This is a genomic window from Litoreibacter ascidiaceicola (genome assembly GCF_900129235.1).
Classification (GTDB): Bacteria; Pseudomonadota; Alphaproteobacteria; order Rhodobacterales; family Rhodobacteraceae; genus Litoreibacter; species Litoreibacter ascidiaceicola.
The window spans coordinates 138,276-160,403 of the sequence record NZ_FQUV01000001.1; the positions used below are offsets into that span (position 1 = coordinate 138,276).

The following is a 22,128-nucleotide window of genomic DNA, read 5'->3' on the forward strand; positions in this document are numbered from 1 at the left end:
GGCATCGCACGGGGCGAACTCAAGCAGGTGTTGCGTCCGCGCGCAGCCTTGTGCGTTCACGATCCAGACAAAAGGCGCAAATCAAAAGCGGCCCGTTCTGGACCTCTCCGCTGCGCACGGCGTCCATCAATGTTGCAAACGGGATCACCATCGACCGGATGTCCTCGGCCTCGGCGTCCAACCCGCCCAGCCCCGCCGCAGCGTCAGGCAGGTCTGCAAGTCCAAGGAAGCAATACAAATACTCCGTAAACGCCCCCGGTGACGGGTAGTAATTTGCCGCTGGCACCAATTCGGACAGAGACAGTCCCGTCTCTTCCTCCGCCTCGCGATGGGCCGCGGTCTCTGGGCTTTCGCCCCCGTCAATACGTCCGGCCACCGCTTCAAGGCACCACGGGTTCAAATCACCACGCGCGAAGGGCGCGGGGCGAAACTGCTCGATCAGCAAAACGGTGTCGCGCACCGGATCATAGGGCAGCACCACAACCGCATCGACCGCGACGAACACCTCGCGCTCCACAAGGTTTGTCCCGCCATCAAATCGGGTATGGCGCAGCGTCAGCTCGTCCAACGCAAAGAACCGTGAATAGGGTCGGTTCTGCGCGACCACCTCGACCGCGTCACGCGACGCACCTTGCCGTAAGGTGACCGGAGGCGCATCATTCAGCGCGTTCACACGCGCCTGCGCCCGCGCCCGGATCGGTCCAAGCTTTCGCACCAAATCAGCAATCGCTATTTTGCCGAACAGGTCCATAATCTCGTGGGCCGCCTCGCGGGTCACAGCGCCCATGGTCTGCTGCCAATGCGCAAGGCTCCATGGCGCGCCCTTGCCATACTGGTTGTCGGTTGGCGTGTAGAGCCGCGCGCGCTGCCCGTCCGCCAGCACAACCGGCACCAACTCATATCCATAGGGGGCTTCGTAATAGTCCAGCCGTGCAACCTGCTCGTCCGTCAGATTCTGCAGAAGCAACCCTTCCGCTTGCGCACCTTCGCAGGGCAACAGCAGCGGAAAGGTCTCGCCTGCCGCCGTAAACACGCGGTGATCGGCCAGCGCGACGGGTTGCGCATCTGCCACAGCGCCCAGCACGATTTCCAGAAGTTCAGGGTCTGTCAGGGTGCCGAACAGGACGATGTCGTCCGCAGCTGCCATTATGTTCACGCCGTCACTCGAACTTGCGATGCGCCCATTCGGAGGCAATCCCGCCGAAGAACCCACCGATAACCAGCACCGCCAACACAAACGGGTTCAGCAACAGCAATCCGTATTCAAGCATCAATGCGAAGACATCGACCAAGGCCTCCATCGGGCCGTCATATTGCAAGCGGCGGGATTTCTTGATCATCAAAGCTACCGCGAAGATGAAGGTGACAGAAACCGTAGATACAACAACGACATAGAGGCCATTGTTCATACTGGCGCCGTAGTTCTTGCCCACCAGTTTTCCCATGATACGCCAGCCGACAATCAGCGGAATCCCGACGCAAATCGGCAACAGCCATTTCAGCGGTTGCCCCTCTGGAAGCGTTGGTCTGATCAGTTCGGCCACGAAGTAACCCGTGATCGCAAAAATGACTCCGGCAACAAGTTTGGCGGCTGTGGGCATCTTGGCAGTGGTGGTCATTGTAGAAACTACTCGGTTTTTTTCATGGTGATCTGCGTCACATCGCAGTTTCCACTCCAAAACGTAGCGGCGCAAGAGGTCAGATAGAAATTCCACATGTTTCTAAAGCGTTGGTCAAACCCCAATTCTTCCACCTCGCCCCATCGGGCGTTGAACGTCTCATGCCACAGGCGCAGGGTTTTCGAATAGCTTTGCCCGAATTCGATGGAGCGCACGGTCTCCAGCCCTGCCCGCTTGATCTGCGTTCGCAGCACCGACGGGCACGGCAACATGCCGCCCGGAAAGATGTATTTCTGGATGAAATCCACCTGACGGTTGTAGACCTCCCAGCGGCGATCCTCGACGGTGATTATCTGCAGGGTCGCACTTTTGCCGGGCTTCAGGCAGTCGCGCACTGCATCGAAATAAACCGGCCAGTATTTTTCGCCCACCGCCTCGAACATCTCGATGCTGGCAATCCCGTCATACTGCCCGCGCTCGTCGCGGTAATCCTGCATCTTGATCTCGACCAGATCGCTGAGGCCAGCCTGCGCAATCCGCGCCACCGCATAATCATGCTGTTCCTGACTGATCGTCAGCCCGGTAACCCTGATCCCCTTGCGCGCGGCATGTTCGGCAAACCCGCCCCAGCCGCAGCCGATTTCAAGCACATGATCGCCTGTCTGCGCGCCCATCTGCTCCAGCATGGAGGCATATTTGGCCTGCTGCGCCTCCTCATGGCTCTCGTCGCCTTTGAACAACGCCGAGCTATAGGTCATCGACGGATCAAGCCACAAGGCGTAAAACTCGTTCCCCAGATCGTAGTGATAGCTGATGTTCTTGCGCGCCTGTTCGCGTGAATTGCGCTGCATCCAGAACCGCATCTTCTCATAGGCCCGCACCAGCCCGAGGCCGGGAAAGCCGTCATAGACCTCCTCGTTGTCAGCGTGCATCAAGTCCATGAAAGCCTGCAAATCGGGGGTGGTCCACCAGCCGTCCAGATAGGCGTCACAAAAACCCAGATCACCCTCGCGGATCAAACGGGCAAACAGGTCGGCATTGTGAATGTCGATCTCGGCACAAATCCCCGCCTCGCGCCCTTCGGCACGAAACACGCGGCCATCTGGCAGCTTCATATCCAGCCGCCCCGCGCGCATCTTTTGAGCGGTGGCAAAAGCCTGCGGAAAATAGCGCGGAAGCGCGTGCTGTCCTTGCGTGCTCGTTAACACATCCTGTGTCAGCACATCGCCAGTGAGAACATTCATGCCCTGCCTCCCTAACTTAGCATATTCATGAATTTTGACAGATAGCGCGAAATTTCTCAAGTAAAGCAACGCGGTCGTGTTTTTTCAGTGATCGCCGAGCGGTGCTTATCCCTTGCGTTGCTGATAGGCGTCCAACGCACGCTGCCGGCCTTCATCCAACGCCACAACCGGCTTGGGATAGTCGTCAGTGATCGCCATGCTCCACGACTTCGGAATGGCCTTGAAGTAATCTTCCGCCTCCCCGCCGTGATCCTTGAACAGCTCCCCCAAATAGCGCGCGCGGTAGCTGCGATCATTGTCGAACTTCTCGGCCTGCGTCGCGGGATTGAAGACGCGGAAATAGGGCGTCGCATCGGGGCCAGAGCCCGCCGACCACTGCCATCCCATTGCATTTGAAGCCGGATCCCAGTCGATCAGGCAATCGTCAAACCACGCCTGCCCTACCTTCCAATGGGTCATCAGGTGCTTGGTCAGGTAAGAGGCCACGATCATCCGCCCGCGATTGTGCATGTAGCCGGTGACATACATCTCGCGCATGGCCGCATCCACCAACTGGATACCCGTGCGCCCTTGTTTCCAGGCCTTGATCTCGGCGGCGCGTTCGTCGTCCTTCCACGGGAAGTCATCCCATTCCTCACGCCAGTTTTTGTCCATTATGCGTGGTGTGTGGTAGGCCAGATGGTAGGCAAATTCCCGCCAGACCAGCTCTTTCAGGAAGGTCTCCGCGCCCGATTTGCCTTCATGCACCGCTCGCCAGCCCGCATGCCAGCAACGGCGCGGGGAGATTTCGCCATAGGTCAGGTTTTCCGACAGCATCGAGGTGCCGCGCGCTGCCATCTGGTCGCGAGCATCTTTGTAGCCGTCGATGCGGTCGCGGATGAAGGTGGCCAGACGGGTCGATGCCGCCTCTTCACCTACAGCCACATGCTTGGCCACGATATCCGCGCCACGGCGCATCGCAGCCCCCATCTGCCAGTCGTCGATTTTGTCCGAAGACGGCCACTGGTCGGGCGCGCATAGTTCGCTCACCGCCGAGATGTCCGCCGCAAGGTCCCATCCGCGCACGGATTTCCACATCGGGCTGAAGACCCGGTAAAACCCGCCTGTTTTGGTCTCGACGGTCCACGGCTCGAACAGCACATGCCCCTTGAAGCTTTGCGCGTCGATGCCGTCGTCTTTCAGGGCTTCCTTCACACCTTTGTCCCGCGCAATCGCGTCGGGGTCATAGGCCCGCGACCACCACACGGCCCCTGCCCCTGTCTCGCCGATCAGATCGCGGAGCACGTCGAGCGCCTTGCCGCGCCGCAAGATCAGTTTGGAGCCGATGTCCTCCAGCGTCCCCGCGAAATGGTCCACCCCCAGCCCCAACCGCCATTTCGGCGCGGCGCCGTGGGTCTCGACCACTTCGTCATGGATAAAAACGGGGATCACGGGTCGGCCGGTCTTGGCCGCCGCACTCAGGCCTTCATGGTCGCCCAACCGCAGGTCGCGGCGGAACCAGAACAGAATTGGTGTATCACTCATAAAACCTGATCTAGTGCGTCTATCAGCCGGTCAACCTCTGCCTTTGAAGTATAATGCACAAACGACAACCGCAGCACGCCGCGGTCCATGTCGACGCCCATCGCCTCCAGCGCGCGGCCTGCGTAGAAATCGCCGCCACCCGCCATGATACCGAGCGGTGCCAGTTGCGCTGCCGTCTCCTCTGCGTTCGCTTGCAGGGCAAGTGCCACGGTCGGTGCCCGTGAGGCCGCCTTGTCCGGCCCGATCAACCTCACCGAGTTCTTGGCCGACGCGTAGTCCAGCAACGGTTGCAACACCTCATGCTCATGCGCCTGCATCAGGTCGTGCACCGCCGCCCCTTTGGTCGCAGGGGCCGCGTCGCCGCCTATGTGGTGGTCATACAAAGCGTCGACATAGTCCGCAATGCCCGCGCTGGCCGCGACCTGTGCGTGGTCCGGCCCCGCAGGGGTGAACCGCTTGTAGAGGGAGTCGCCGTTGAAGTGGTGGCCTTGGTTCGGAAGTTTCATCCCCAGATCGCGGCGGATCACCATGATCCCCTGATGCGGCCCGTAGGTCTTGTAGGCCGAGAACAAGTAGATATCCGCCCCCAGCTTGCCCACATCCGGCAAGCCATGCGGCGCGTAGGACACGCCGTCGACGCAGGCCACAGCCCCCGCTTCATGCACTTGGGCGCAGATGGCGGCGACGTCGTTGATCTCGCCGACCACGTTGGAGCAATGCGGGAACGCCACCAACCGCACCTTGTCGTCCAGCAGGTTTGCCAGATCGGCGGGGTCCAGATGGCCGGTCTCGGGGTTGATCTGCCACTCGCGCACCTCGAACCCGCGCTCCGCCAGACGCCGCCACGGGCCGGAATTGGCCTCGTGGTCCTGATTGGTCACGATGATCGCGTCACCCGGCGTCATCCATTGCGCGAAGGCTTGCGAAAGAACGTAGGTGTTTTGCGTGGTCGACGGCCCAAACGATAGCTCGTCGGTCTCGACGCCAAGGATCGCCGAGAGCCGCGCCCGCGCCTCGTCCATCTCTGCGCCGCCAAGGGTCGACGCCTCATAGGGCGCGTAGGGCTGTACCTTGCGTTCGGTATAGAACCGGAAAAGCCGGTCGATCACAGGGCGGCAGGTATAGGACCCGCCTGCATTTTCAAAGAAAGCCTGCCCCTTCAAAGGGGCCGCGTCGAAAGCCGGGAATTGCGCCCGCACGAATTCAATATCAAGTTTCATTGGGCGATCTTGGCCCGTCAGTTTACGCCACGCAAGCACCCAATCTGTCGCCAACAGACAGAATCGCATCGCTTTCAGACGTTGCGACATTCTGTCACCTGCTTAGGCTTCGCCATGACCCGTCCGAGGAGGACGGGAAGACGGGGCTTATAGAATTTCGAACGATAACGAACAGCATGCCCCGCCCAACATGGACAGGGAAATATGAGTATCAAACCACCCTTCACCGACCTCGACATCTCAACAGCAGATGGCGGGTTTTACCACGGAAACAGCGTTCCAATCGCTTTGATCTCCAAGGGGATCATGGTTGCGCTGGTACTTTGGGCGCTGGTCTTTCCGGGCTACGCCAACAGCACGCTAAGCAGCTGGAACAGCGCGATCCTCGCCAGCTTCAACTCGTTTTATGTCATCATCACGGGGCTGTTCTTCTTCTTCCTCGCGATCATCGCAATCATTCCATCCACTGGCCGGCGCGTCATGGGCACGCCGGGCGAGAAGCCGGAGTTCTCGAATTTCTCATGGTTTTCCATGATGTTCGGGGCCGGTCTGGGCGTGGGCCTGATGGTCTTCGCGACCGCCGAGCCTTTGGGCCTTTGGGGCTCTAACCCTGTTGTGCTGGCCGGTGACGTTCCCGCCAATTCGGAAGAAGCGCTGCAATCGGCCTATCGCTACACCTTCCTGCATTACGGCTTCCACGCATGGGCAATCTATGTCGTGACCGGCCTCAGCTTGGCCTATTACGCTTACACACGTGACATGCCGCTGACGATCCGCGCGGCGCTGACGCCTTTGTTTGGCAGCGCGATGAATGGCTTCTTGGGCCATGTCGTCGACGTGCTGGGGGTTGTGGCCACCATCTTGGGTGTGTCCGTGACCATCGGGTTCGGTGTCAGCCAGTTCATTGACGGGGTCTATGCGATCACCGGCATGGAATGGATGATGAACATGGAGGGCGACGCCCCTGCACCGGGCAAAGTCGGCCTTGTGGCTGGTCTTGTGGTGATCATGGCAATGTCGATCCTGTCTGCTGTGTCAGGCGTTGGCCGGGGGGTTAAGTACCTCTCAAACCTCAATCTGGTTCTGTCGTTGGTCCTGCTGCTGGTCTTCATCATATTCGGGTCTTTCACCTTTGCCCTGTCGACCTATGGCTCGGCGTTCATCGACTACATCCTGAACTTCGTGCAGCTGTCCTTCGGGGCATATGGTCCGCAATCCGCAGACGCCTTTGCAGCCGCATTGCCGGAAGCCGCCAAACCATTGGCGGGTGATCTGATGGCAGGTGCGACAAATGCCTGGGGCTCCTTCGACGGTTTCAAATCCGGCCTTGAAGGCGCCGCAGCAGAGCTGCCAGACGACGTTCTGGCCGCAGCCTACGAAGCAGGCAACCAAGGCCGTCAGTTTGGCTGGCAATCCGGTTGGTCCACCTTCTACTGGGCGTGGTGGATCGCGTTCTCGCCGTTCGTGGGCCTGTTCCTTGCACGTATCTCCAAAGGCCGTTCCGTGCGCGAATTCATCATCGGTTGCGTGATCGCGCCGTCGCTGGTGTGCTTTGCATGGATGACCATCCTTGGTGGCACCGCAATTGATCTGGAACTGACCGGCGGCGCAGAAGGCACCATCATCGGGGCGTCCAACACGGCCAAGCTGTTCGTGACACTGGGCGAGATGATCTCCGGCGGATTCCTGTCGGCCATCACCATCATGTGTGTGGTGCTGATCATGACCTTCCTCGTGACCTCCGCAGACTCGGGCATTCTGGTGATGAACACCATCATGTCCGGTGGCGAGCAGGAAACCGGCGTCAAGCACCGCATCGTTTGGGGTGTTATCCTGACCTTGGTGATCGGCACGCTGCTGCTTGCCGCGGGGGACAATAACCCGATGGACGCGCTGCGCAACGCGATGATTATCGGGGCGCTTCCGTTCACCATGGTCATGGGGCTGATGATGATCGCCCTGACCAAGGCGCTGTATCGTGACGGCAAGCGCGACAAGTTCGCGGCGGAAGGACAACCCGCCGAATAGGCGTCTTTCGCTACTCCAAAAAGAAACGGCGCCCCGATCGGGGCGCCGTTTTTCGTTTGTGTCGAGATGAAGTTTAGCGTTCTTCGGTTTGAAGCCCTTTGAAGATCGCCCAGCACATCATCAGCAGCACCACCGTAAACGGCAGTCCCGTCGAAATCACCATGGATTGGAGCGACTTCAGCCCCCCGACTGACAACAACAGCACGATCGCCACCGCGCCTTCGAAGATGCACCAAAACACGCGCTGTGGCACCGGAGCGTCGATCTTGCCGCCTGCAGTAATCGTGTCGATCACAAGGCTGCCGGAATCCGACGAGGTGACGAAGAACACGATTACCAGAATGATCCCGATCAGCGAGGTAATCTGGGTGAGCGGCAAGGCGTCCAGCATCTTGAACAGCTTCAACTCAAGCGGCGCATCCTGTGCGGCAACGTAGCCGTCGGCCACAACCTGATGGATCGCGGTGCCACCGAAGACGCTCATCCACAACACGCAGACAAGGCTCGGGATCAGCAGAACGCAGATGATGAACTCGCGCACGGTGCGGCCACGGCTGACGCGGGCGATGAACATGCCGACGAAAGGTGACCAACTGATCCACCACGCCCAGTAGAACGCGGTCCAGCCCTGGCTGAAGTTCACGTCCTCACGCCCAAGCGGATTGGACAGCGCCGGCAGATACTGGACATAGGCCAGCAGGCTGTCGGCAAAGCCGGTCAGGATCGCGACGGTCGGCCCCACGATCAGCACGAACAAGAGCAGCAGGAAGGCCAGCCCCATGTTGATTTCGGACAGGATCTTCACCCCGCCGTCCAGACCACGCACAACCGAGATCAGCGCGATCGCGGTGATGACGGAGATCAGGATCACCTGCGTGGTGCCGCTGATCGGCACGCCGAACAGCTCGTTCAGCCCCGCATTTGCCTGCGTCGCGCCAAAGCCCAACGAGGTCGCCAGACCGAACAGCGTGGCAAACACCGCCAGCGTGTCGATGATGTGGCCGGTCCAGCCCCAGACGCGATCCCCGAAGATCGGGTAAAACGCGGAGCGGATCGTCAGAGGCAAGCCCTTGTTGTAGGTGAACAAGGCAAGGCTAAGCGCCACGACCGCATAGATCGCCCATGGGTGTAGGCCCCAGTGGAAAATCGTCGCTGCCATGCCAAGTCGGATGGCCTCTTCCTGATTGCCCGCTGCAGCACCAAGCGGTGCCCAGTCGGTGCGCACGCCGCCCTCGGACGCGGTGCCTCCAAAGGAGCTGGAGAAGTGGCTCATCGGTTCCGACACGCCGTAGAACATCAGCCCGATGCCCATACCAGCGGCGAACAGCATCGCGAACCAACCGACATAGCTATAGTCCGGCACCGCGTCTTTGCCACCCAACCGCACCTTGCCCATGGGCAGCACGATCAGCAAAAAGCAGAACAAAACGAAGATGTTGGCCGCCCCGATGAAGAACCAGTCAAAGCCCTTCGTCACCGCCCCGAAAAGCCATGCGAACAAGGCCCCCGACTGCTCTGGCAGGGCGAGCGTGTAAAACACGAACGCCACGATGGCGACGCCCGAAATGCCAAACACCGGGTTGTGGATGTCGAACCCGAACGGCCCGACGCTGCCTTCCACATTGTCTTGACCAATCTCGTAATCCGTATCGATCAAATCCGATTCACCGTCCGGCGGGCGGATCCCTTCACTTTCAATTTCATCGACCATTGTCTGATCTCCCCTGTATTATTTTATTATTATCAACGTACCAAAAAGACGGACGCTTTCGCGTGCTGGGCCAGATGCCCCCCGTGCGATGCCCAAATATGCTCGCTAAACCCCGGTGTGTGCGTGGCCATTACGACCAGATCACAGCCCGTTTCATCCACTGCGGCCAGCAGCGTCTTGTCCAGATCAACCGCCGGATCGTGGCTGGTCATCGCATGCGACGACGCGGTGACCCCGTGCGATTTGCCCTGCTCTTGCGCGAAGGTTTCCAGCTTCTGCGCGTATTCCTTGGGACTGTGCGCCACCTTGCCCGGTGTGTTGGACGTTACGCCGACGAAGCAAAGCTCTGCCGTGTGAGTCTTGGCAAGTTCCGCTGCGCAAAGCAGGGATTTGCCCATCTTACCGCTATGGGCCAGATCGATCGGTACCATAATTTTGTGAAACATCGGTCCCTCCAATTTTGGAAACTGCCGCCGGAGCAACGCTCAAGCCTTTGAATTTCCATACGCTTTGCAAGGCGGTGGGCCGAGCGCCCGACCGCCTCGTCGCAAAACCGTAACAGGAGGGCGGGTTGCAACGCAACCTGATCGCCCGACAGGATTTTGTCAGGCGTTCACATCGACGACGACGCGACCCTTAACCTGACCTTTCAGGATGTCCTTCCCAAGCTTTGGCAAATCCGCCAGCGTCGCGGGCTGAACCATGGCGTCGAGCTTGTCCATCGGCAGGTCTTTCGCGATCCGCTGCCACGCCCGCAGACGGTTGTCATAGGGCTGCATCACGCTGTCGATGCCCAGCAGGTTCACGCCGCGCAACAGGAACGGGATCACCGTGGCAGGCAAGGCCGCGCCGCCTGCCAGCCCCACGGCGGAGACCGATGCGCCGTATTTCATTTGCCCCAGCAGGCGGGCCAGCATTTCGCCGCCCACCGCGTCAACGCAACCGCCCCACATCTCGGCCTCCAAAGGCCGCTTGGTGGTCTCGTTGATCTCTTCGCGGGGCACGATCTGCGTTGCACCAAGGCTTTTCAGGTAGTCGGCCGTCTCGGGCCGCCCAGTTACCGCCGCGACCTCATGGCCCAGATTGGCGAGGATCGCCGTCGCGACCGAGCCCACGCCACCCGCAGCCCCCGTGACCAGCACGGGGCCGTCCTTGATGCCATGGTCCTCAAGCGCCATCACCGCCAGCATCGCCGTAAAGCCCGCCGTGCCGACCGCCATCGCCTGCCGTGTGTCCAAGCCATCAGGCAGCGGCACCAGCCAGTCGGCCTTGACGCGGGCCTTCTGGGAGTAGCCACCCCAATGCGCCTCGCCCACGCGCCAGCCGGTCAGCACCACCTTGTCACCGGGTTTGTAGCGATCGTCGTCCGACGCTTCCACCGTGCCCGCGAAGTCGATGCCCGGGATATGCGGGTAGTTCCGCACCAATCCGCCACCCGGCCCGATGCACAGCCCGTCCTTGTAGTTCACAGTGGAATATTCCACCGCAACCGTCACCTCACCCTCCGGCAAGCGGTCCAAGGAAATGCTTTGGACAGAGGCACTTGTCTTGCCCTCTTCATCCTTCTCGACGATCAGTGCGTTAAACATAGGCTCTCTCCTTTAAATCCAGAATTCTTCGTGGACCGTCGCCATGCGCGGCCCGTCTTGCGTTTCCACATGCACCTGCGTGCCATCGTCCCAATGGGTCATCCGCACCATGCCGATGGCGACATTGGTGCCAAAGTCAGGGCTTTTCGCCGCCGAGGTCACCTGCCCGATCACCTTGTCCTTCGCGGTGATTTTCCACAGCCGGTCACAGGGCGGCAGGTCTCCCTCAATGCTCAGGGCGCGGATTTGTTTCACCGGGCCTTCCTTGGCCACCCGCAGCAACGCATCGCGCCCAACGCAGCCGATGGCGGTCTGCGTCGAGCAGAACCGCCCCAGCCCACATTCATGCGGGGTGTTGTCGCGGGTCATGTCGTTGCCATAGGACAGCATCCCGCCCTCGACCCGCTCGATCAGGTTGGGGCATCCGGCGTGAACGTCCAGATCACGGCCCGCCTCCATCAAGGCATTCCACAGCGGCATGCCTTTCTCGGTGCCTTCGACATAAATCTCGAAGCCGCCTTGCTTGGAATAGCCGGACCGCGCGACCAGCATCATGTGGCCCTGAAAGTCGAAATAGCCGTAGCGGAAGAAGCGCAGATCTTTGACTCCGTCGCCGAACACCCGTGCGGCCAAAGCATCCGCTTGCGGTCCTTGAATGGCCAAGGGGGATACGTCCGGCTCGTCCACGATCACATCAAGATGAAAAGCGTAGGCTATCCCTTTGACCCACAACAACATATCGCTATCCGCGATGGACACCCAATAGCGGTCATCGGCCAGCTTCAGCGCCACCGGATCGTTGAGCATGCCGCCCGTTTCGTCCACCGTCGGCACGTAGTAGCACATCCCCGGCAGCATCCCCCGCAGGTCGCGCGGGGTTAGCATCTGCATCAGACGCCCCGCGTCGGGGCCGCGCAACTCCACCTGCCGCTCGCAGGCGACATCCCAAACCTGCACGGCGGATTTCAGGTGGTGGTAATCCTCCTCGACCGAGCGGAACACCGTCGGCAGCAGCATGTGGTTGTAGACGGTGTATCCCTTGACGCCCGCCGCCTCGACCCCGTCCGAGAACGGCGTCCGGCGCACGCGGCGCGATGGTGCGATTGTGGCCATGTTCAAAGCCCTCCCCTTATATTTCGTTTGCAATCAACCGGTCCTCGGCTGGTGCGGCTATAGGCCGACACGCCGCAGGTCTCGCAACGGAATTCTTGCGGCGCGCCCTTACCGTCGCCGGTTGGCCGCCACTTGCACGGTTTGCGCCGGAATAGTTTGTCGAGCCGGAACGCAACTTCGTTGCCCGCCCGCCTGCGTCCCCAGCTCCACCAGACAAAGCCCGCGACGGCCAGCAGGATCGCCAGCACCACGGGCATCAGGCGTCATCCGGCATGAGCACAAGGTCGGTATCATCAGGCCGCTGTCCCGCCGCCGTCAGCATCGCGTGAATTTGCCCGCGATGGTGGGTCTGGTGGTTGAAGAAATGCACCGCGCACAAGGCCATGGGCTTGCTGAACTCACGATCTGACATGACAGAATAATAGGTCAGCGGCCCAACCAAATCTATCTGGTTCAGCCCCTTCGCCCACCGCTCTATCCGCGCATCCGTGCGCAGGCGGTCATCCAGAAACAGCTGCAAATCCTCATGCAGGTTGACGCTATCCGCGCCGCCACTTTTTGGGCCCAGCCCGCCATCGAAGCGCGACATCCATAGCTGGTCGGCCCACAACAGATGGTTGGCGGTCGCAAAAACCGACCCGAAGAAGGCCTTGCGATCCTTGCGCAGCTCCGCGGGCTTCATGGATTTGAAAATCTCCATCTGCCCGCGGTTTTGCCACGCATTGTAGCGGGCCATTTCACGGCAATACTCAATCGTGATCATTTTGGCGCTGGTCCTCCCCAGTCAATCTGGCAAATCTCGGCGGAGCGCCCGTCGAAGTCCCAAACCCGACCATAAGCACGGACCTTGCCGCGTTTGGCAGTGGCCACGGTGATGTCTTTGCCCATCCAGTACTCGGTGTTGGTAATCACCATATCCGCGCCGTCCTTACCCGCGACCGGAACAACTTCGCCCTGGATTTTCTTGCCGACCATCAGGCGGCGCACATTGCCTTCGGTGGTGAAGGACACAGGCGCGCGCTCGGCCCCTAAAAACTCCCCGACCAACATGCTGAACAGGCCCGTCGTGCCTTTCGCGGCCCCTGACAGGATCGCCTCCAGCCCCGCATAGGCCGCATCGCTGGCTTGGTCGTCAATATAAGCCGCCGCCTTCCAGTTGCCGCGCCCCATATTGCCGGGAATGTCCATCAACATGCCCACGGCCATGCCGGACAGGTCTTCGTCGCCGTAATGGCCCTCGTCGATGCGGATACCCAGCCACGCCTGACAGTAGCCCTCTGTCGGCGGGTGTTTACCCAGCGAAACCACGCAAGGGCAAAACACGGTGCAGTTGCAGTTGAGAATAAGCTCGCCCTTGATGTTCCACGGAACAGTTCCAAGTTCTTGCGCGTCTAAAGCCATGGTTCTTTCCTTTTCTTAAATCGCGGTCACGAGGGTCCATGCGCCTGCAATCAGCAGAAGCCCCCCCAGAGGTTTCGTTATGTATCGACCCAGATCAGGCAGTTTTTCCACCACCATGATCACGGTCGCCAATCCCATGAAAGCCACGCTCATCACGCCGCCCACAAAGGCCAAAAGCATCAAGGCCCAGCAGCAGCCGAGGCAGACCAGTCCCAGCCGTAATCCGCTGCGCCACGGCCCCTCGTCGAAATGCTGCATGAAGAAGGTCATCGGTTGGCGGCACTTGCTCAGGCACGCCTCTTTCAGGTTCGAGAACTGGTAGAGCCCCGCCAAAATCAGCAACGCACCCGACAGGCCCGCCGAGAGGCTGCCACCGAACGCACCGATCAGGCCCGCTTGGAACAAGCCAATTTGCAACCCAGCGGCGATGATGGAAAAGCCAAACCAAACAACAAGATAGCCTGACACCAGCGCGCCGAAATTCGCGCGGTCGCTGACATGGGTCAGGTCGTCATAGGTGGCCAAAGCGGGCAATACCGTCGGTGCCATCATCGCCGCCGACATCAGCGACCACATCAACACCATGCGCAGATATCCGGCGGCGTCGGGCGTGATGGTGCACAGGCTGATCCAAAAATCGCGGCCATAGGTTTGCTCAAGCAGGCGCAGCTCCGGCGGGATCGACATGGCATAAAGCGCGGTCCAGGACAGCACGATCAGCCCGAACAGCGCAAGCCAATGAGCGCCAGACATTGCTCTGATCCGATCCGACCACATCTGCGTTGCGACTCCCGTATGACCTGCTAGTTTAAATTGTCAGACTTTTATATGTCTGACAATTGATTTTGATGCGAGACCGATGAAAAATTCTTCGACACCACAAGGCGACCTGTCCGCCCAGATCGCGGCCTCCATCCGCGACGCCATCATCGCCGGTGACCTGATCGTAGACGCCCGCCTGCCGTCAGAGGCGGAACTGGCGGAGCAATTCAAGGTCTCCCGTCCCACCGTGCGCGAGGCGCTGAAACGGCTGGCGGCCCAAGCCTTGATCCGCACGCAGCGCGGGGCAACGGGCGGTGCTTTCGTGAACCACCTGAAATACCCGGACGCTTACGCCCAGCAGATCACCACCTCGACGCTACTGTTGTCGATGAACGAGGTGTCCATCGCCACCGCCTGCGAGGCCCGCTTCGCGCTAGAGCGCGCCTGCACCCGCCTGTCCGCAGAGCGGCGCAGCGCGGATCATTTGGCCACCATGCGGGCCGAGATGTTCCGTCAATCCCAGCCCGGCCTCAGCGACGAGGCGTTCTGCGCCTCCGACGTGGCCTTCCACCGCGCGTTGGTCGACGGGGCGCAAAACCCCGTGATGTCGTACCAGCTGGCGGGGGCTGTCGAGGCGATGCAGCCGTTGATGAACATGATCACCTTCACCGCGCGGTCCCGCGAAAAGATCGTCGCCCTGCACGGGCAGATCGCCGATGCGCTGGAGGCCCAGAACGCCGCCGACGCAGACGCCGCCCTGACCGAGCTGGAGGCTTATACCATCTCGCTGGCCCGTGACGTACTCGACGCCCACGCGCGGCGCTGACGGTTGCAGTTTATCGCTTGCCGCATCGGGGTTGCTCCCCTACGCTCCGCCCCCAGTATCGCCTTTATCCATCTGGGAGACTTCACTAATGAACCGTATGACCAAACTGCTGGGCACTGCTGCCCTTGCTCTGGCCACCACCTCCGCTTTCGCGGCTGACCCTGATCTTCTGGTCTTTGACTGGTCGGGTTTCGAAGAAGAAGGGTTCTTCGTCAAATACGCCGAAAAACATGGCTCCGGCCCCACCTATGCGTTCTTCGGTGAAGAAGAAGAAGCATTTCAGAAGCTGCGCTCCGGCTTCAAGGCCGACGTGGCGCATCCCTGCTCCCAATCCATCGAAAAATGGGCTCAGGCGGAGCTGATCGAGCCGTGGGACATCTCCAAAATCCCGAGCTACGCAACCTTAGCGGAAACCTACCGCACCGACCCGACCTTCGTGCGCGACGGCGAGGTTTACTTCATCCCAACCGATCTGGGCATGACCGGCATCGCCTACAACGCCGACGAGATCAAACCCGAGCAGGTCGCCTCGCTGGAAATCTTCCTCGATCCTGAAATGTCAGGCCGCACCTCCCTGCCCGACAATGTCGAGGATTCCTATGCGCTGGCCTATCTGGCTACCGGCACCTCAGACTGGACCAAAGCCACCGAAGAGGACTTCAAGAAAGCCTCCGACTGGCTGCGCAAAGCCCACGCCAACGCGCGGGCCTATTGGGCTGACGGCGCAGAGTTGGCGCAACTGATGGCCACCGGTGAAGTTCTGATTGCTTGGTCGTGGAACGAAACCCCTGTGCAAATGGTCGGCGACGGCTACAACATCGGGTTCGAGCGTGAGGCCAAAGAAGGCTCCTCCGCGTGGTTCTGTGGTTATGTGAACCTCAAAGACGGCCCCGGTTCCGAAGAGAAGGCGCATGAATTCATCGAAAGCTTCCTGTCTCAGGAAACCGCCGATTACATCGTCAACGAATGGGGCTACGGCCACTCCAACACGACCGCGATGGGCACTTTCGACGAGGAAACCCTGACCGAGGTGGGTCTGAACCAGATCACTGCGCCGCAGTTGGAGCAGCTGCCGATGGACATCTCCTTGCGTGAGATGATGATCAAGGAATTCGAACGCATCAAAGCGGGCTTCTAAACGACCGTGGCAGCCGTCACATTTAACGGCTGCCACCTCAGTCCCAATCTGTGCTGGATGTCCGCTGTGCGGACGAAGCTGCCGTTTGAACCCCAACATCAAATTTCCGCTTTGCTTGTTGTTCGAGACGACACGTGGCACTCTCGGCAAGGGCAAGAGCTCAAGTTTCACATTAAAGCAATTCAAGTGTGGCAGAATTGAAAAAGTGCATCGAATGCCAAAAAGAAATTGAGATGGGCGCGAAACTCTGCGTCGAGTGCGGGTCCCATCAAGATTGGCGTCGGCATGTCAAAGTATGGACACCCCTTCTCGGATTTCTCCTAGCTTTTCTGGCTTTTGTTTTTTCAATTTCCCCGCAGATCAAGTCGGCTTGGTTTCCGTCACCTCCGAAATTTAGCGCGCACCTTAGGTCGGTATCTGAACGAAGCGTAACTTTCGATGTTTCAAACCTAGGCGAACAACGGTTGATCATTGATCCAGTATTGAAGTGCGTCGCGGCCAATAGAATTGACGAAAAGATTATTGACTATGAAGAGCCGTTTCGAGTTTGGTTCGCAACTGTTGAAGGTCAATCGGACAGGCCAATAACTGTTGCAGAGTTTGGTGGAAATGAGGTCGCGACCTTTGCCATCCCTCAGGATTTGGAGGGTAGCTGGCTCGAAAACAAGGCTATTTTCTTGCCTCCGGAGGATGAAAGAGTGAGCGACATAGAGAGGCGTTTTTCGCCCGGATTGACGCTTAGGCACACTTGGTTTGGAGCTAGCCGGGCGTCGAAGATACCTGTCTACCACATCATAGGCAAAGACGGCCTGATATCGCTTCAGCCAGTTTCAGACATAGCAACCTTCTGTCAGTTGACTGCTCTTGATCCGGTTTCTGGAAAAGAAGTAAGCGAAGGTTTTGCTATTTGGCAAATCGCCAACGACCTTTGGCAAGGCGGACGTGCCAGCCTACTGTATGACGTATTAGGCAGCTTAATCTACGTTAGTGGACCCGGCGGTTTGAATGAAACAGACCCAGAGCTTTGCAATTCGGACTCTCCGCCTTGGGGCTGCATTACCAAAGACTGAGTTTTGAGCTCTCTCTGAAAGCTGTCATTCATTGCCACCGCAGCATCCGGTAAAAAGGGCTCAAAACAGACATTCCCAAACACACTGATCATCATCACAACGATTGTATTGCCCCACGCCCCGCCCTATATATGATCTGTCTCTTCGGGGACTATGGACATAAACGCGCTCGTAATAAGCGGATCGGACCCGGGGGCGGTACCCGGCGACTCCACCAATACCCCCTCATTTGGGGACCATGGGGTCGAAATAGGATCGACGGACGTCTAAAGGGGTTTGCTTTGTCTCGGTGAGTTACCACCGTTATCGGTACATACAAGCTAGTTGCAAATGACAACAAAGCTCCAATGGCGATGGCTGCGTAAGCAGTCGGAACTATTGAAAACTTAAGTCCTCTCGCTTAGCAGCGTTTGGCGGGGTTTGCAGGTACCTGGCAACAGAAACCTGCGCTAATTCCCTTCAGTGGTACCTCTCACCCGTTTCCAGTAGTTCGAAACCGACGATTTCGAATTCATAGTAATTGCCCTCCGCTGTGCGCGCTCGCGCGATGAGACGGTTTTCCTCATCGCGGAAAACGGCATGGGTGCTGTGCAAGGCACGATAGCAATGGCTTCCATCAGGGTAGATGTATTTAATCATGACATATTTCCTTTTTAGACATTAAACGCCTTGCGGAACGCACCTTCACCAATTCCGGAAAAGCGAACGATCCGCGTGCCTTCGGGTCGCATCGCCCAGCCTTGGGCGAAAGTGAAATCGAGAATACCCCGCCCCAGCCGACCCGCCAGATGCGACCGCCGTGCTGACCAGTCGAGACAGGATTTGCATTCGGGGCTGCGCGACGCAGCGCTCAGGTCAATCCCAAGCGCGGCCATCTCGGCCCGTCCTGCATCGGTGAGCGCGATACCCTCGCCCTCCCCCGTCAAAACACCGCGCGCGCGCAGTCCGTCGTAAAGCATCACGCCAACCTCGCCCGCCAGATGGTTGTAGCACACCCGCGCACGGCGCAGCTCTGGATCGCGCGGGCCGGTGCGGGTGCGCAATTGTCCCTTGGCCGCCGCTAACCCCATCAAGGCTTCCAGCACCCCCGCCACATCGGTGTCCGCCAACCGGAAATAATGATGCCGTCCCTGACGCTCCCGCGCGATAAGGCCGCCCTCCTCCAGCCGTGTCAAATGGCCCGATGCGGTTTGCACCCGCACCCCGGCTTCACGCGCCAGCTCTCCGGCGGTGAGGGCTTTGCCGCTCATTAAAGCCGCCAGCATGTTGGCGCGACCTGGGTCGCCGATGAGGCTCGCGATGCGGGCAATGTCGGGGCCGTCTTTCATGATATGCTCTCCATAGTTCGTCTCACACCGAAGCATGTACGACAAGCGGATGCAAGAATAGTTCGGTCCAGACCGAACCATTCCCTTGCGCCGACGCGGTAAGTCAGGTCAGCACCAAAGGAGACACTTCATGCTAACCTGCTTCATCCGTTACCATATCGACCCCACCAAACGCGCCCAGTTCGAGCAATATGCCCGCAACTGGGGCCAAGCCATTCCGCGCAACGGGGCGGATTTGATCGGCTATTACGCGCCGCATGAAGGCTCCTCGACGCTGGCTTACGGGGTCTATAACATCCCGTCATTGGCCGAATACGAGGCCTACCGCGCCCGCCTGTCCGCCGACCCGCAGGGCCGCGAAAACTACGAGTTCGCCCAGAAGGAGAAGTTCATCTTGCGCGAGGACCGCACCTTCCTGAAGCTGGCAAGCGCACCACATGGGAGCCGCACATGATTGCCGTTATCTTTGAAGTCATCCCCGCCGAGGGCCGGAAAACCGCCTATCTGGACATCGCCGCCGACCTGCGCCCGTTGCTCGAGAAGGTCGACGGTTTCATCTCGGTCGAGCGGTTCCAGTCGATCACAGATCCCGGCAAAATGCTGTCCCTCAGCTTCTTTCGCGACGAAGAGGCCTTGGCAAACTGGCGCGCGCTGGCGGAGCATCGTGCGGCACAAAAGGCAGGTCGCAGCGGTATCTTCAAAGGGTACCGCCTGCGCATCGGTTCCGTCATCCGCGACTATGAACTGGACGAGCGTCGTGATCAGGCCCCTGCTGACAGCAACGCAGCCCATGGCTGCCCCTATCGGTCTTGACGCCTTGCGCCACGCAAGGCAGGTTACCCCCATGGGGACCCCGCGACACCCCGTGAGGCGACAGCCGAAAGTTCGCACCCTTAGACACAAAACCACGGGGTGCTTTACCATGACCGGCTTTACCGAAATCTCTCCCACTGCCTTGATGCGCCTGATCGGCACGCCTGATGCGCCAACCATTCTGGACGTTTGCATCGACGACTACTTTGCCGAGGACCCGCGCCTGATCCCCACCGCGCGGCGTTTTCCGCATAGCCGCATCGGTGACTACGAAGACGAAGGCCCCGTCGTCGTGGTCTGCCAGAAGGGCCGCAAGCTCAGTCACGGGGCAGCCGCTTTGTTGCGTGCCAAGGGCATAGCGGCCGAGTCTTTGGAAGGCGGGAATTACGCGTGGCGGGACGCGGGCCTGCCTCTGATCCCCGCCGCCGTGATCCCTGCGCCCCTATGGGTCACGCGTCACCGCCCCAAGATCGACCGCATCGCCTGCCCTTGGCTGATCCGGCGCTTTGTCGATCCGTCAGCCCAGTTCCTTTTTGTCCCCCCAGCAGAGGTGCTGGCGGTGGCCGAGAAATTCGACGCGACGCCGTTCGATATAGAGGGCGTTGCGTTTTCCCATGAGGGCGAGCGGTGCAGCTTTGACACCATGCTCACCACCTTCAAACTCGACACCCCAGCACTTCAAACCATGGCAACCGTCATCCGTGCGGCGGATACCAATCGCCACGACCTCGCACCGGAGGCTGCGGGCCTGCTGGCCCTGTCAGTCGGGCTGTCACGTCAATTTAAGGACGACACCGCGCAGCTGGAGGCGGGCATGACGCTCTATGACGCGCTCTACCGCTGGGCGCGCGACGGGCAAGGTGAAGGGCATGACTGGCCCGGAGTGGGCAAATGACGCCACTGTCCGCAATGACCCGTGTTTTCGGGCGCATCGGGCTGTTGTCCTTCGGCGGCCCCGCGGCGCAGATCGCGTTGATGCACAAGGAACTGGTCGAGGACCGCCCGTGGCTGACCGAGGCGCAATTCCTGCGCGCGCTGTCGTTTTGTATGCTACTGCCCGGGCCGGAGGCGATGCAGCTTGCCACCTATGCTGGCTGGCGGATGCGCGGGGTCACTGGCGGGCTGCTGGCGGGGCTTTTGTTTGTCGTGCCGGGGGCCTTGGTCATCATGGTATTGGCCTTGGCCTACGGCCTTTACGGGCAACTCCCCTTGGTGCAGTCGCTGTTCATCGGGGTGAAGGCCTGTGTGGTGGTGATTGTGGTTCAAGCCCTGATCAAAGTGGCGCGGAAAGCCGTGAAAGGCCCCGTCCATATCGCCATTGCGGTCGCCAGTTTTCTGGCGCTGTTCGCCCTGAATGCCCCGTTCCCCTTGGTGATCGTCGCCGCCGCCTGTGTTGGCGCACTCACTTTGAGGGGCGAGGCCGAGGGCGGTGCCCCTGCCCCGAAAACATCCGCAATGGCGACCTTGAAAACCGTCGCCCTGTGGCTGGTCATCTGGTTCGCGCCCGTGCTGGTGCTGGCGCTGGTCGCACCGGGCATCTTGGTCGATATGGCCAAGTTCTTCTCCACCCTTGCCGTGGTCACATTCGGCGGGGCCTACGCGGTGCTGGCCTATATGACGCAAGCCGTCGTCGGGGATTTCGGCTGGCTGACCACCGCGCAGATGGTCGACGCTTTGGGGCTGGCCGAGACCACCCCCGGCCCGTTGATCCTTGTGACGCAATTCGTCGCCATGGTGGCGGGCTTCAAGGCGGGCGGCATCGGGTTGGCACTGGTCGCGGGGCTGGTCACGCTCTGGGTGACCTTCGCGCCGTGCTTTTTGTGGATCTTCGCCGGCGCGCCCTATATCGATCGCCTCGCCCATATGCCGCGCTTGTCTGGTGCGCTGAGTGCCATCACTGCCGCCGTGGTCGGTGTCATCGCCAATCTGGGCCTTTGGTTCGCCGGTGCCGTGTTCTTCGACGCAGGTACAGTGCAACCTGTTCCCGTGGTCATCGCCGTGATCGCCGCCGCGCTGCTGCTGTGGCGCAAGTGGGATATGTTGGTGGTTTTGCCTATTTGCGCGGCACTCGGTCTGGTTTTGGTCGGGGGCGCATAAGCCCCCCTTTCCCTCACCAACGAATCCGCGCATTGTATACGCCAAGGTCAACCCGGGGGGCTGAGACGACATGTCCGACACAATCGACTATGGCAACAAAATGCACCGCGCGATGCGTGGACTGATTGCCGAAGTGTTGGAAGATGTCGGCGCGAACGGCCTGCCCGGCGAGCATCATTTTTTCATCACCTTTGACACCCGCCATCCGGACGTCGAAATGGCCGACTGGTTGTTTGACCGCTACCCGTCCGAGATGACGATTGTGGTGCAGCACTGGTTCGACAATCTGATCGTGGCCCCTGACGGCTTCCAGATCACTCTGAATTTCGGTGACAACCCCGAACCGCTGGCGATCCCGTTCGACGCGATCCGCACTTTTGTAGACCCGTCGGTGGAATTCGGTCTGCGGTTCGAGTCTCAGGACGACGAGGAAGAAGAGCACGAGGTGGTGGAACTGCCGGATGTCGACCTTGCAGAAGCGCTGGAACTCGACAAGTCGGACGACCCCAAGCCAAAATCCAAAACGGATAAGGGCGAAACTGTCCCCGCAAAAGAGGCCGAAGTGGTCTCGCTGGACGCATTTCGCAAGACTTGAGGGCGTGTTAGCGCAACCTTAAGCCTTCCCCTAATTGTCAAGCCGCCTGC

The 22,128-nt window shown here is 59.9% G+C and carries 23 protein-coding genes and 1 other RNA gene; 10 read left to right on the forward strand and 14 right to left on the reverse strand.

Annotated elements, in window-relative coordinates; genetic code table 11:
- Positions 1–19 precede the first annotated feature (19 nt).
- The 5 genes from BUB72_RS00570 to BUB72_RS00590 form a co-directional block, all read right to left on the reverse strand.
- The gene (locus tag BUB72_RS00570; protein ID WP_073138861.1) at positions 20–1,147 is read right to left on the reverse strand and encodes an NUDIX domain-containing protein; all 1,128 of its coding nucleotides are present in this window, start codon (positions 1,145–1,147) and stop codon (positions 20–22) included.
- A 13-nt stretch (positions 1,148–1,160) separates the two neighbouring features.
- A complete protein-coding gene (locus tag BUB72_RS00575; protein ID WP_083588510.1) occupies positions 1,161–1,619 on the reverse strand; it encodes a TrgA family protein in 459 nt (152 codons plus the stop codon).
- Between the two features lie 8 nt (positions 1,620–1,627).
- Positions 1,628–2,863 carry an SAM-dependent methyltransferase gene (locus BUB72_RS00580; RefSeq protein WP_073138865.1) on the reverse strand — a complete coding sequence of 412 codons (1,236 nt, stop codon included), beginning with the start codon at positions 2,861–2,863 and terminating at the stop codon, positions 1,628–1,630.
- Positions 2,864–2,968: 105 nt separating this feature from the next.
- On the reverse strand, positions 2,969–4,387 hold the full coding sequence (locus BUB72_RS00585; protein ID WP_073138869.1) for a cryptochrome/photolyase family protein: 1,419 nt from the start codon (positions 4,385–4,387) through the stop codon (positions 2,969–2,971).
- Positions 4,384–5,607 (reverse strand): aminotransferase class V-fold PLP-dependent enzyme, encoded by a 1,224-nt coding sequence (locus BUB72_RS00590; RefSeq protein ID WP_073140417.1) that lies wholly within the window; start codon positions 5,605–5,607, stop codon positions 4,384–4,386. Before BUB72_RS00590 ends, BUB72_RS00585 begins: the two co-directional genes overlap by 4 nt.
- Before the next feature lie 204 nt (positions 5,608–5,811).
- On the opposite strand from BUB72_RS00590, the gene BUB72_RS00595 reads away from it, so the two are divergent.
- The gene (locus tag BUB72_RS00595; protein WP_073138872.1) at positions 5,812–7,635 is read left to right on the forward strand and encodes a BCCT family transporter; all 1,824 of its coding nucleotides are present in this window, start codon (positions 5,812–5,814) and stop codon (positions 7,633–7,635) included.
- 73 nt (positions 7,636–7,708) lie between these two features.
- On the opposite strand, the gene BUB72_RS00600 is transcribed toward BUB72_RS00595, so the two are convergent.
- From BUB72_RS00600 to BUB72_RS00635, 7 genes are all read right to left on the reverse strand, one after another.
- Positions 7,709–9,346, reverse strand: a complete 1,638-nt coding sequence (locus BUB72_RS00600; protein WP_073138875.1) for a BCCT family transporter — start codon at positions 9,344–9,346, stop codon at positions 7,709–7,711.
- A 32-nt stretch (positions 9,347–9,378) separates the two neighbouring features.
- The gene (locus BUB72_RS00605) at positions 9,379–9,792 is read right to left on the reverse strand and encodes a universal stress protein (RefSeq protein WP_073138880.1); all 414 of its coding nucleotides are present in this window, start codon (positions 9,790–9,792) and stop codon (positions 9,379–9,381) included.
- 159 nt (positions 9,793–9,951) lie between these two features.
- The gene (gene acuI, locus BUB72_RS00610; RefSeq protein ID WP_073138883.1) at positions 9,952–10,935 is read right to left on the reverse strand and encodes an acryloyl-CoA reductase; all 984 of its coding nucleotides are present in this window, start codon (positions 10,933–10,935) and stop codon (positions 9,952–9,954) included.
- A gap of 12 nt (positions 10,936–10,947) precedes the next feature.
- The gene (locus BUB72_RS00615; protein WP_073138886.1) at positions 10,948–12,048 is read right to left on the reverse strand and encodes a dimethylsulfoniopropionate demethylase; all 1,101 of its coding nucleotides are present in this window, start codon (positions 12,046–12,048) and stop codon (positions 10,948–10,950) included.
- A gap of 256 nt (positions 12,049–12,304) precedes the next feature.
- Entirely contained in the window at positions 12,305–12,811 is a 507-nt protein-coding gene (locus BUB72_RS00625; RefSeq protein ID WP_073138893.1) for a DinB family protein, read from the reverse strand.
- Positions 12,808–13,449 (reverse strand): DUF1326 domain-containing protein, encoded by a 642-nt coding sequence (locus BUB72_RS00630; protein WP_073138896.1) that lies wholly within the window; start codon positions 13,447–13,449, stop codon positions 12,808–12,810. The genes BUB72_RS00625 and BUB72_RS00630 overlap by 4 nt, the downstream gene beginning before the upstream one ends.
- Positions 13,450–13,464: 15 nt before the next feature.
- Complete coding sequence (locus BUB72_RS00635) at positions 13,465–14,202, reverse strand: DUF2182 domain-containing protein (RefSeq protein WP_073138899.1); 738 nt, start codon at positions 14,200–14,202, stop codon at positions 13,465–13,467.
- A 106-nt stretch (positions 14,203–14,308) separates the two neighbouring features.
- Here BUB72_RS00635 and BUB72_RS00640 point away from each other — a divergent pair, with 106 nt between their 5' ends.
- The 4 genes from BUB72_RS00640 to ssrA all read left to right on the forward strand — a co-directional run bounded on the left by BUB72_RS00640 (position 14,309) and on the right by ssrA (position 17,696).
- Positions 14,309–15,037, forward strand: a complete 729-nt coding sequence (locus BUB72_RS00640; protein WP_073138902.1) for a FadR/GntR family transcriptional regulator — start codon at positions 14,309–14,311, stop codon at positions 15,035–15,037.
- Positions 15,038–15,125: 88 nt separating this feature from the next.
- Positions 15,126–16,175 carry an extracellular solute-binding protein gene (locus BUB72_RS00645; protein ID WP_073138906.1) on the forward strand — a complete coding sequence of 350 codons (1,050 nt, stop codon included), beginning with the start codon at positions 15,126–15,128 and terminating at the stop codon, positions 16,173–16,175.
- A 188-nt stretch (positions 16,176–16,363) separates the two neighbouring features.
- A complete protein-coding gene (locus tag BUB72_RS00650) occupies positions 16,364–17,245 on the forward strand; it encodes a hypothetical protein (RefSeq protein ID WP_139250580.1) in 882 nt (293 codons plus the stop codon).
- Between the two features lie 99 nt (positions 17,246–17,344).
- Positions 17,345–17,696: a transfer-messenger RNA gene (gene ssrA, locus BUB72_RS00655) on the forward strand.
- An 8-nt stretch (positions 17,697–17,704) separates the two neighbouring features.
- Here the strand turns inward: ssrA and BUB72_RS00660 are convergent.
- Together BUB72_RS00660 and BUB72_RS00665 are read right to left on the reverse strand one after the other, a co-directional pair.
- The gene (locus tag BUB72_RS00660; protein WP_073138913.1) at positions 17,705–17,884 is read right to left on the reverse strand and encodes a hypothetical protein; all 180 of its coding nucleotides are present in this window, start codon (positions 17,882–17,884) and stop codon (positions 17,705–17,707) included.
- Positions 17,885–17,898: 14 nt separating this feature from the next.
- Positions 17,899–18,573: an ArsR/SmtB family transcription factor gene (locus tag BUB72_RS00665; protein WP_073138916.1), complete on the reverse strand. Its 675-nt coding sequence runs from the start codon at positions 18,571–18,573 to the stop codon at positions 17,899–17,901.
- Between the two features lie 130 nt (positions 18,574–18,703).
- Here BUB72_RS00665 and BUB72_RS00670 point away from each other — a divergent pair, with 130 nt between their 5' ends.
- From BUB72_RS00670 to BUB72_RS00690, 5 genes are all read left to right on the forward strand, one after another.
- On the forward strand, positions 18,704–19,027 hold the full coding sequence (locus tag BUB72_RS00670) for an NIPSNAP family protein (protein WP_073138920.1): 324 nt from the start codon (positions 18,704–18,706) through the stop codon (positions 19,025–19,027).
- Entirely contained in the window at positions 19,024–19,386 is a 363-nt protein-coding gene (locus tag BUB72_RS00675) for an antibiotic biosynthesis monooxygenase family protein (protein WP_073138923.1), read from the forward strand. The genes BUB72_RS00670 and BUB72_RS00675 overlap by 4 nt, the downstream gene beginning before the upstream one ends.
- A gap of 109 nt (positions 19,387–19,495) precedes the next feature.
- Positions 19,496–20,281, forward strand: coding sequence for a chromate resistance protein ChrB domain-containing protein (locus BUB72_RS00680; RefSeq protein ID WP_073138927.1), 786 nt, complete (start codon positions 19,496–19,498; stop codon positions 20,279–20,281).
- A 14-nt stretch (positions 20,282–20,295) separates the two neighbouring features.
- Positions 20,296–21,483, forward strand: coding sequence for a chromate efflux transporter (gene chrA, locus BUB72_RS00685; RefSeq protein ID WP_245814681.1), 1,188 nt, complete (start codon positions 20,296–20,298; stop codon positions 21,481–21,483).
- 70 nt (positions 21,484–21,553) lie between these two features.
- Complete coding sequence (locus tag BUB72_RS00690) at positions 21,554–22,078, forward strand: SspB family protein (RefSeq protein ID WP_073138934.1); 525 nt, start codon at positions 21,554–21,556, stop codon at positions 22,076–22,078.
- The last annotated feature ends 50 nt before the right edge of the window (positions 22,079–22,128 follow it).

What these genes read in the sequence shown, in the direction of transcription:
- acuI (WP_073138883.1), bottom strand. Translation starts at nt 10,935, where the DNA reads ATGTTTAACGCACTGATCGTCGAGAAGGATGAAGAGGGCAAGACAAGT.
- BUB72_RS00645 (WP_073138906.1), top strand. Translation starts at nt 15,126, where the DNA reads ATGAACCGTATGACCAAACTGCTGGGCACTGCTGCCCTTGCTCTGGCC.
- BUB72_RS00640 (WP_073138902.1), top strand. Translation starts at nt 14,309, where the DNA reads ATGAAAAATTCTTCGACACCACAAGGCGACCTGTCCGCCCAGATCGCG.
- BUB72_RS00665 (WP_073138916.1), bottom strand. Translation starts at nt 18,573, where the DNA reads ATGAAAGACGGCCCCGACATTGCCCGCATCGCGAGCCTCATCGGCGAC.
- BUB72_RS00615 (WP_073138886.1), bottom strand. Translation starts at nt 12,048, where the DNA reads ATGGCCACAATCGCACCATCGCGCCGCGTGCGCCGGACGCCGTTCTCG.
- BUB72_RS00625 (WP_073138893.1), bottom strand. Translation starts at nt 12,811, where the DNA reads ATGATCACGATTGAGTATTGCCGTGAAATGGCCCGCTACAATGCGTGG.
- BUB72_RS00600 (WP_073138875.1), bottom strand. Translation starts at nt 9,346, where the DNA reads ATGGTCGATGAAATTGAAAGTGAAGGGATCCGCCCGCCGGACGGTGAA.
- BUB72_RS00590 (WP_073140417.1), bottom strand. Translation starts at nt 5,607, where the DNA reads ATGAAACTTGATATTGAATTCGTGCGGGCGCAATTCCCGGCTTTCGAC.
- BUB72_RS00680 (WP_073138927.1), top strand. Translation starts at nt 19,496, where the DNA reads ATGACCGGCTTTACCGAAATCTCTCCCACTGCCTTGATGCGCCTGATC.
- BUB72_RS00570 (WP_073138861.1), bottom strand. Translation starts at nt 1,147, where the DNA reads ATGGCAGCTGCGGACGACATCGTCCTGTTCGGCACCCTGACAGACCCT.
- BUB72_RS00670 (WP_073138920.1), top strand. Translation starts at nt 18,704, where the DNA reads ATGCTAACCTGCTTCATCCGTTACCATATCGACCCCACCAAACGCGCC.
- BUB72_RS00690 (WP_073138934.1), top strand. Translation starts at nt 21,554, where the DNA reads ATGTCCGACACAATCGACTATGGCAACAAAATGCACCGCGCGATGCGT.
- BUB72_RS00585 (WP_073138869.1), bottom strand. Translation starts at nt 4,387, where the DNA reads ATGAGTGATACACCAATTCTGTTCTGGTTCCGCCGCGACCTGCGGTTG.
- BUB72_RS00635 (WP_073138899.1), bottom strand. Translation starts at nt 14,202, where the DNA reads ATGTCTGGCGCTCATTGGCTTGCGCTGTTCGGGCTGATCGTGCTGTCC.
- chrA (WP_245814681.1), top strand. Translation starts at nt 20,296, where the DNA reads ATGACCCGTGTTTTCGGGCGCATCGGGCTGTTGTCCTTCGGCGGCCCC.
- BUB72_RS00580 (WP_073138865.1), bottom strand. Translation starts at nt 2,863, where the DNA reads ATGAATGTTCTCACTGGCGATGTGCTGACACAGGATGTGTTAACGAGC.
- BUB72_RS00575 (WP_083588510.1), bottom strand. Translation starts at nt 1,619, where the DNA reads ATGACCACCACTGCCAAGATGCCCACAGCCGCCAAACTTGTTGCCGGA.
- BUB72_RS00660 (WP_073138913.1), bottom strand. Translation starts at nt 17,884, where the DNA reads ATGATTAAATACATCTACCCTGATGGAAGCCATTGCTATCGTGCCTTG.
- BUB72_RS00630 (WP_073138896.1), bottom strand. Translation starts at nt 13,449, where the DNA reads ATGGCTTTAGACGCGCAAGAACTTGGAACTGTTCCGTGGAACATCAAG.
- BUB72_RS00595 (WP_073138872.1), top strand. Translation starts at nt 5,812, where the DNA reads ATGAGTATCAAACCACCCTTCACCGACCTCGACATCTCAACAGCAGAT.
- BUB72_RS00605 (WP_073138880.1), bottom strand. Translation starts at nt 9,792, where the DNA reads ATGTTTCACAAAATTATGGTACCGATCGATCTGGCCCATAGCGGTAAG.
- BUB72_RS00675 (WP_073138923.1), top strand. Translation starts at nt 19,024, where the DNA reads ATGATTGCCGTTATCTTTGAAGTCATCCCCGCCGAGGGCCGGAAAACC.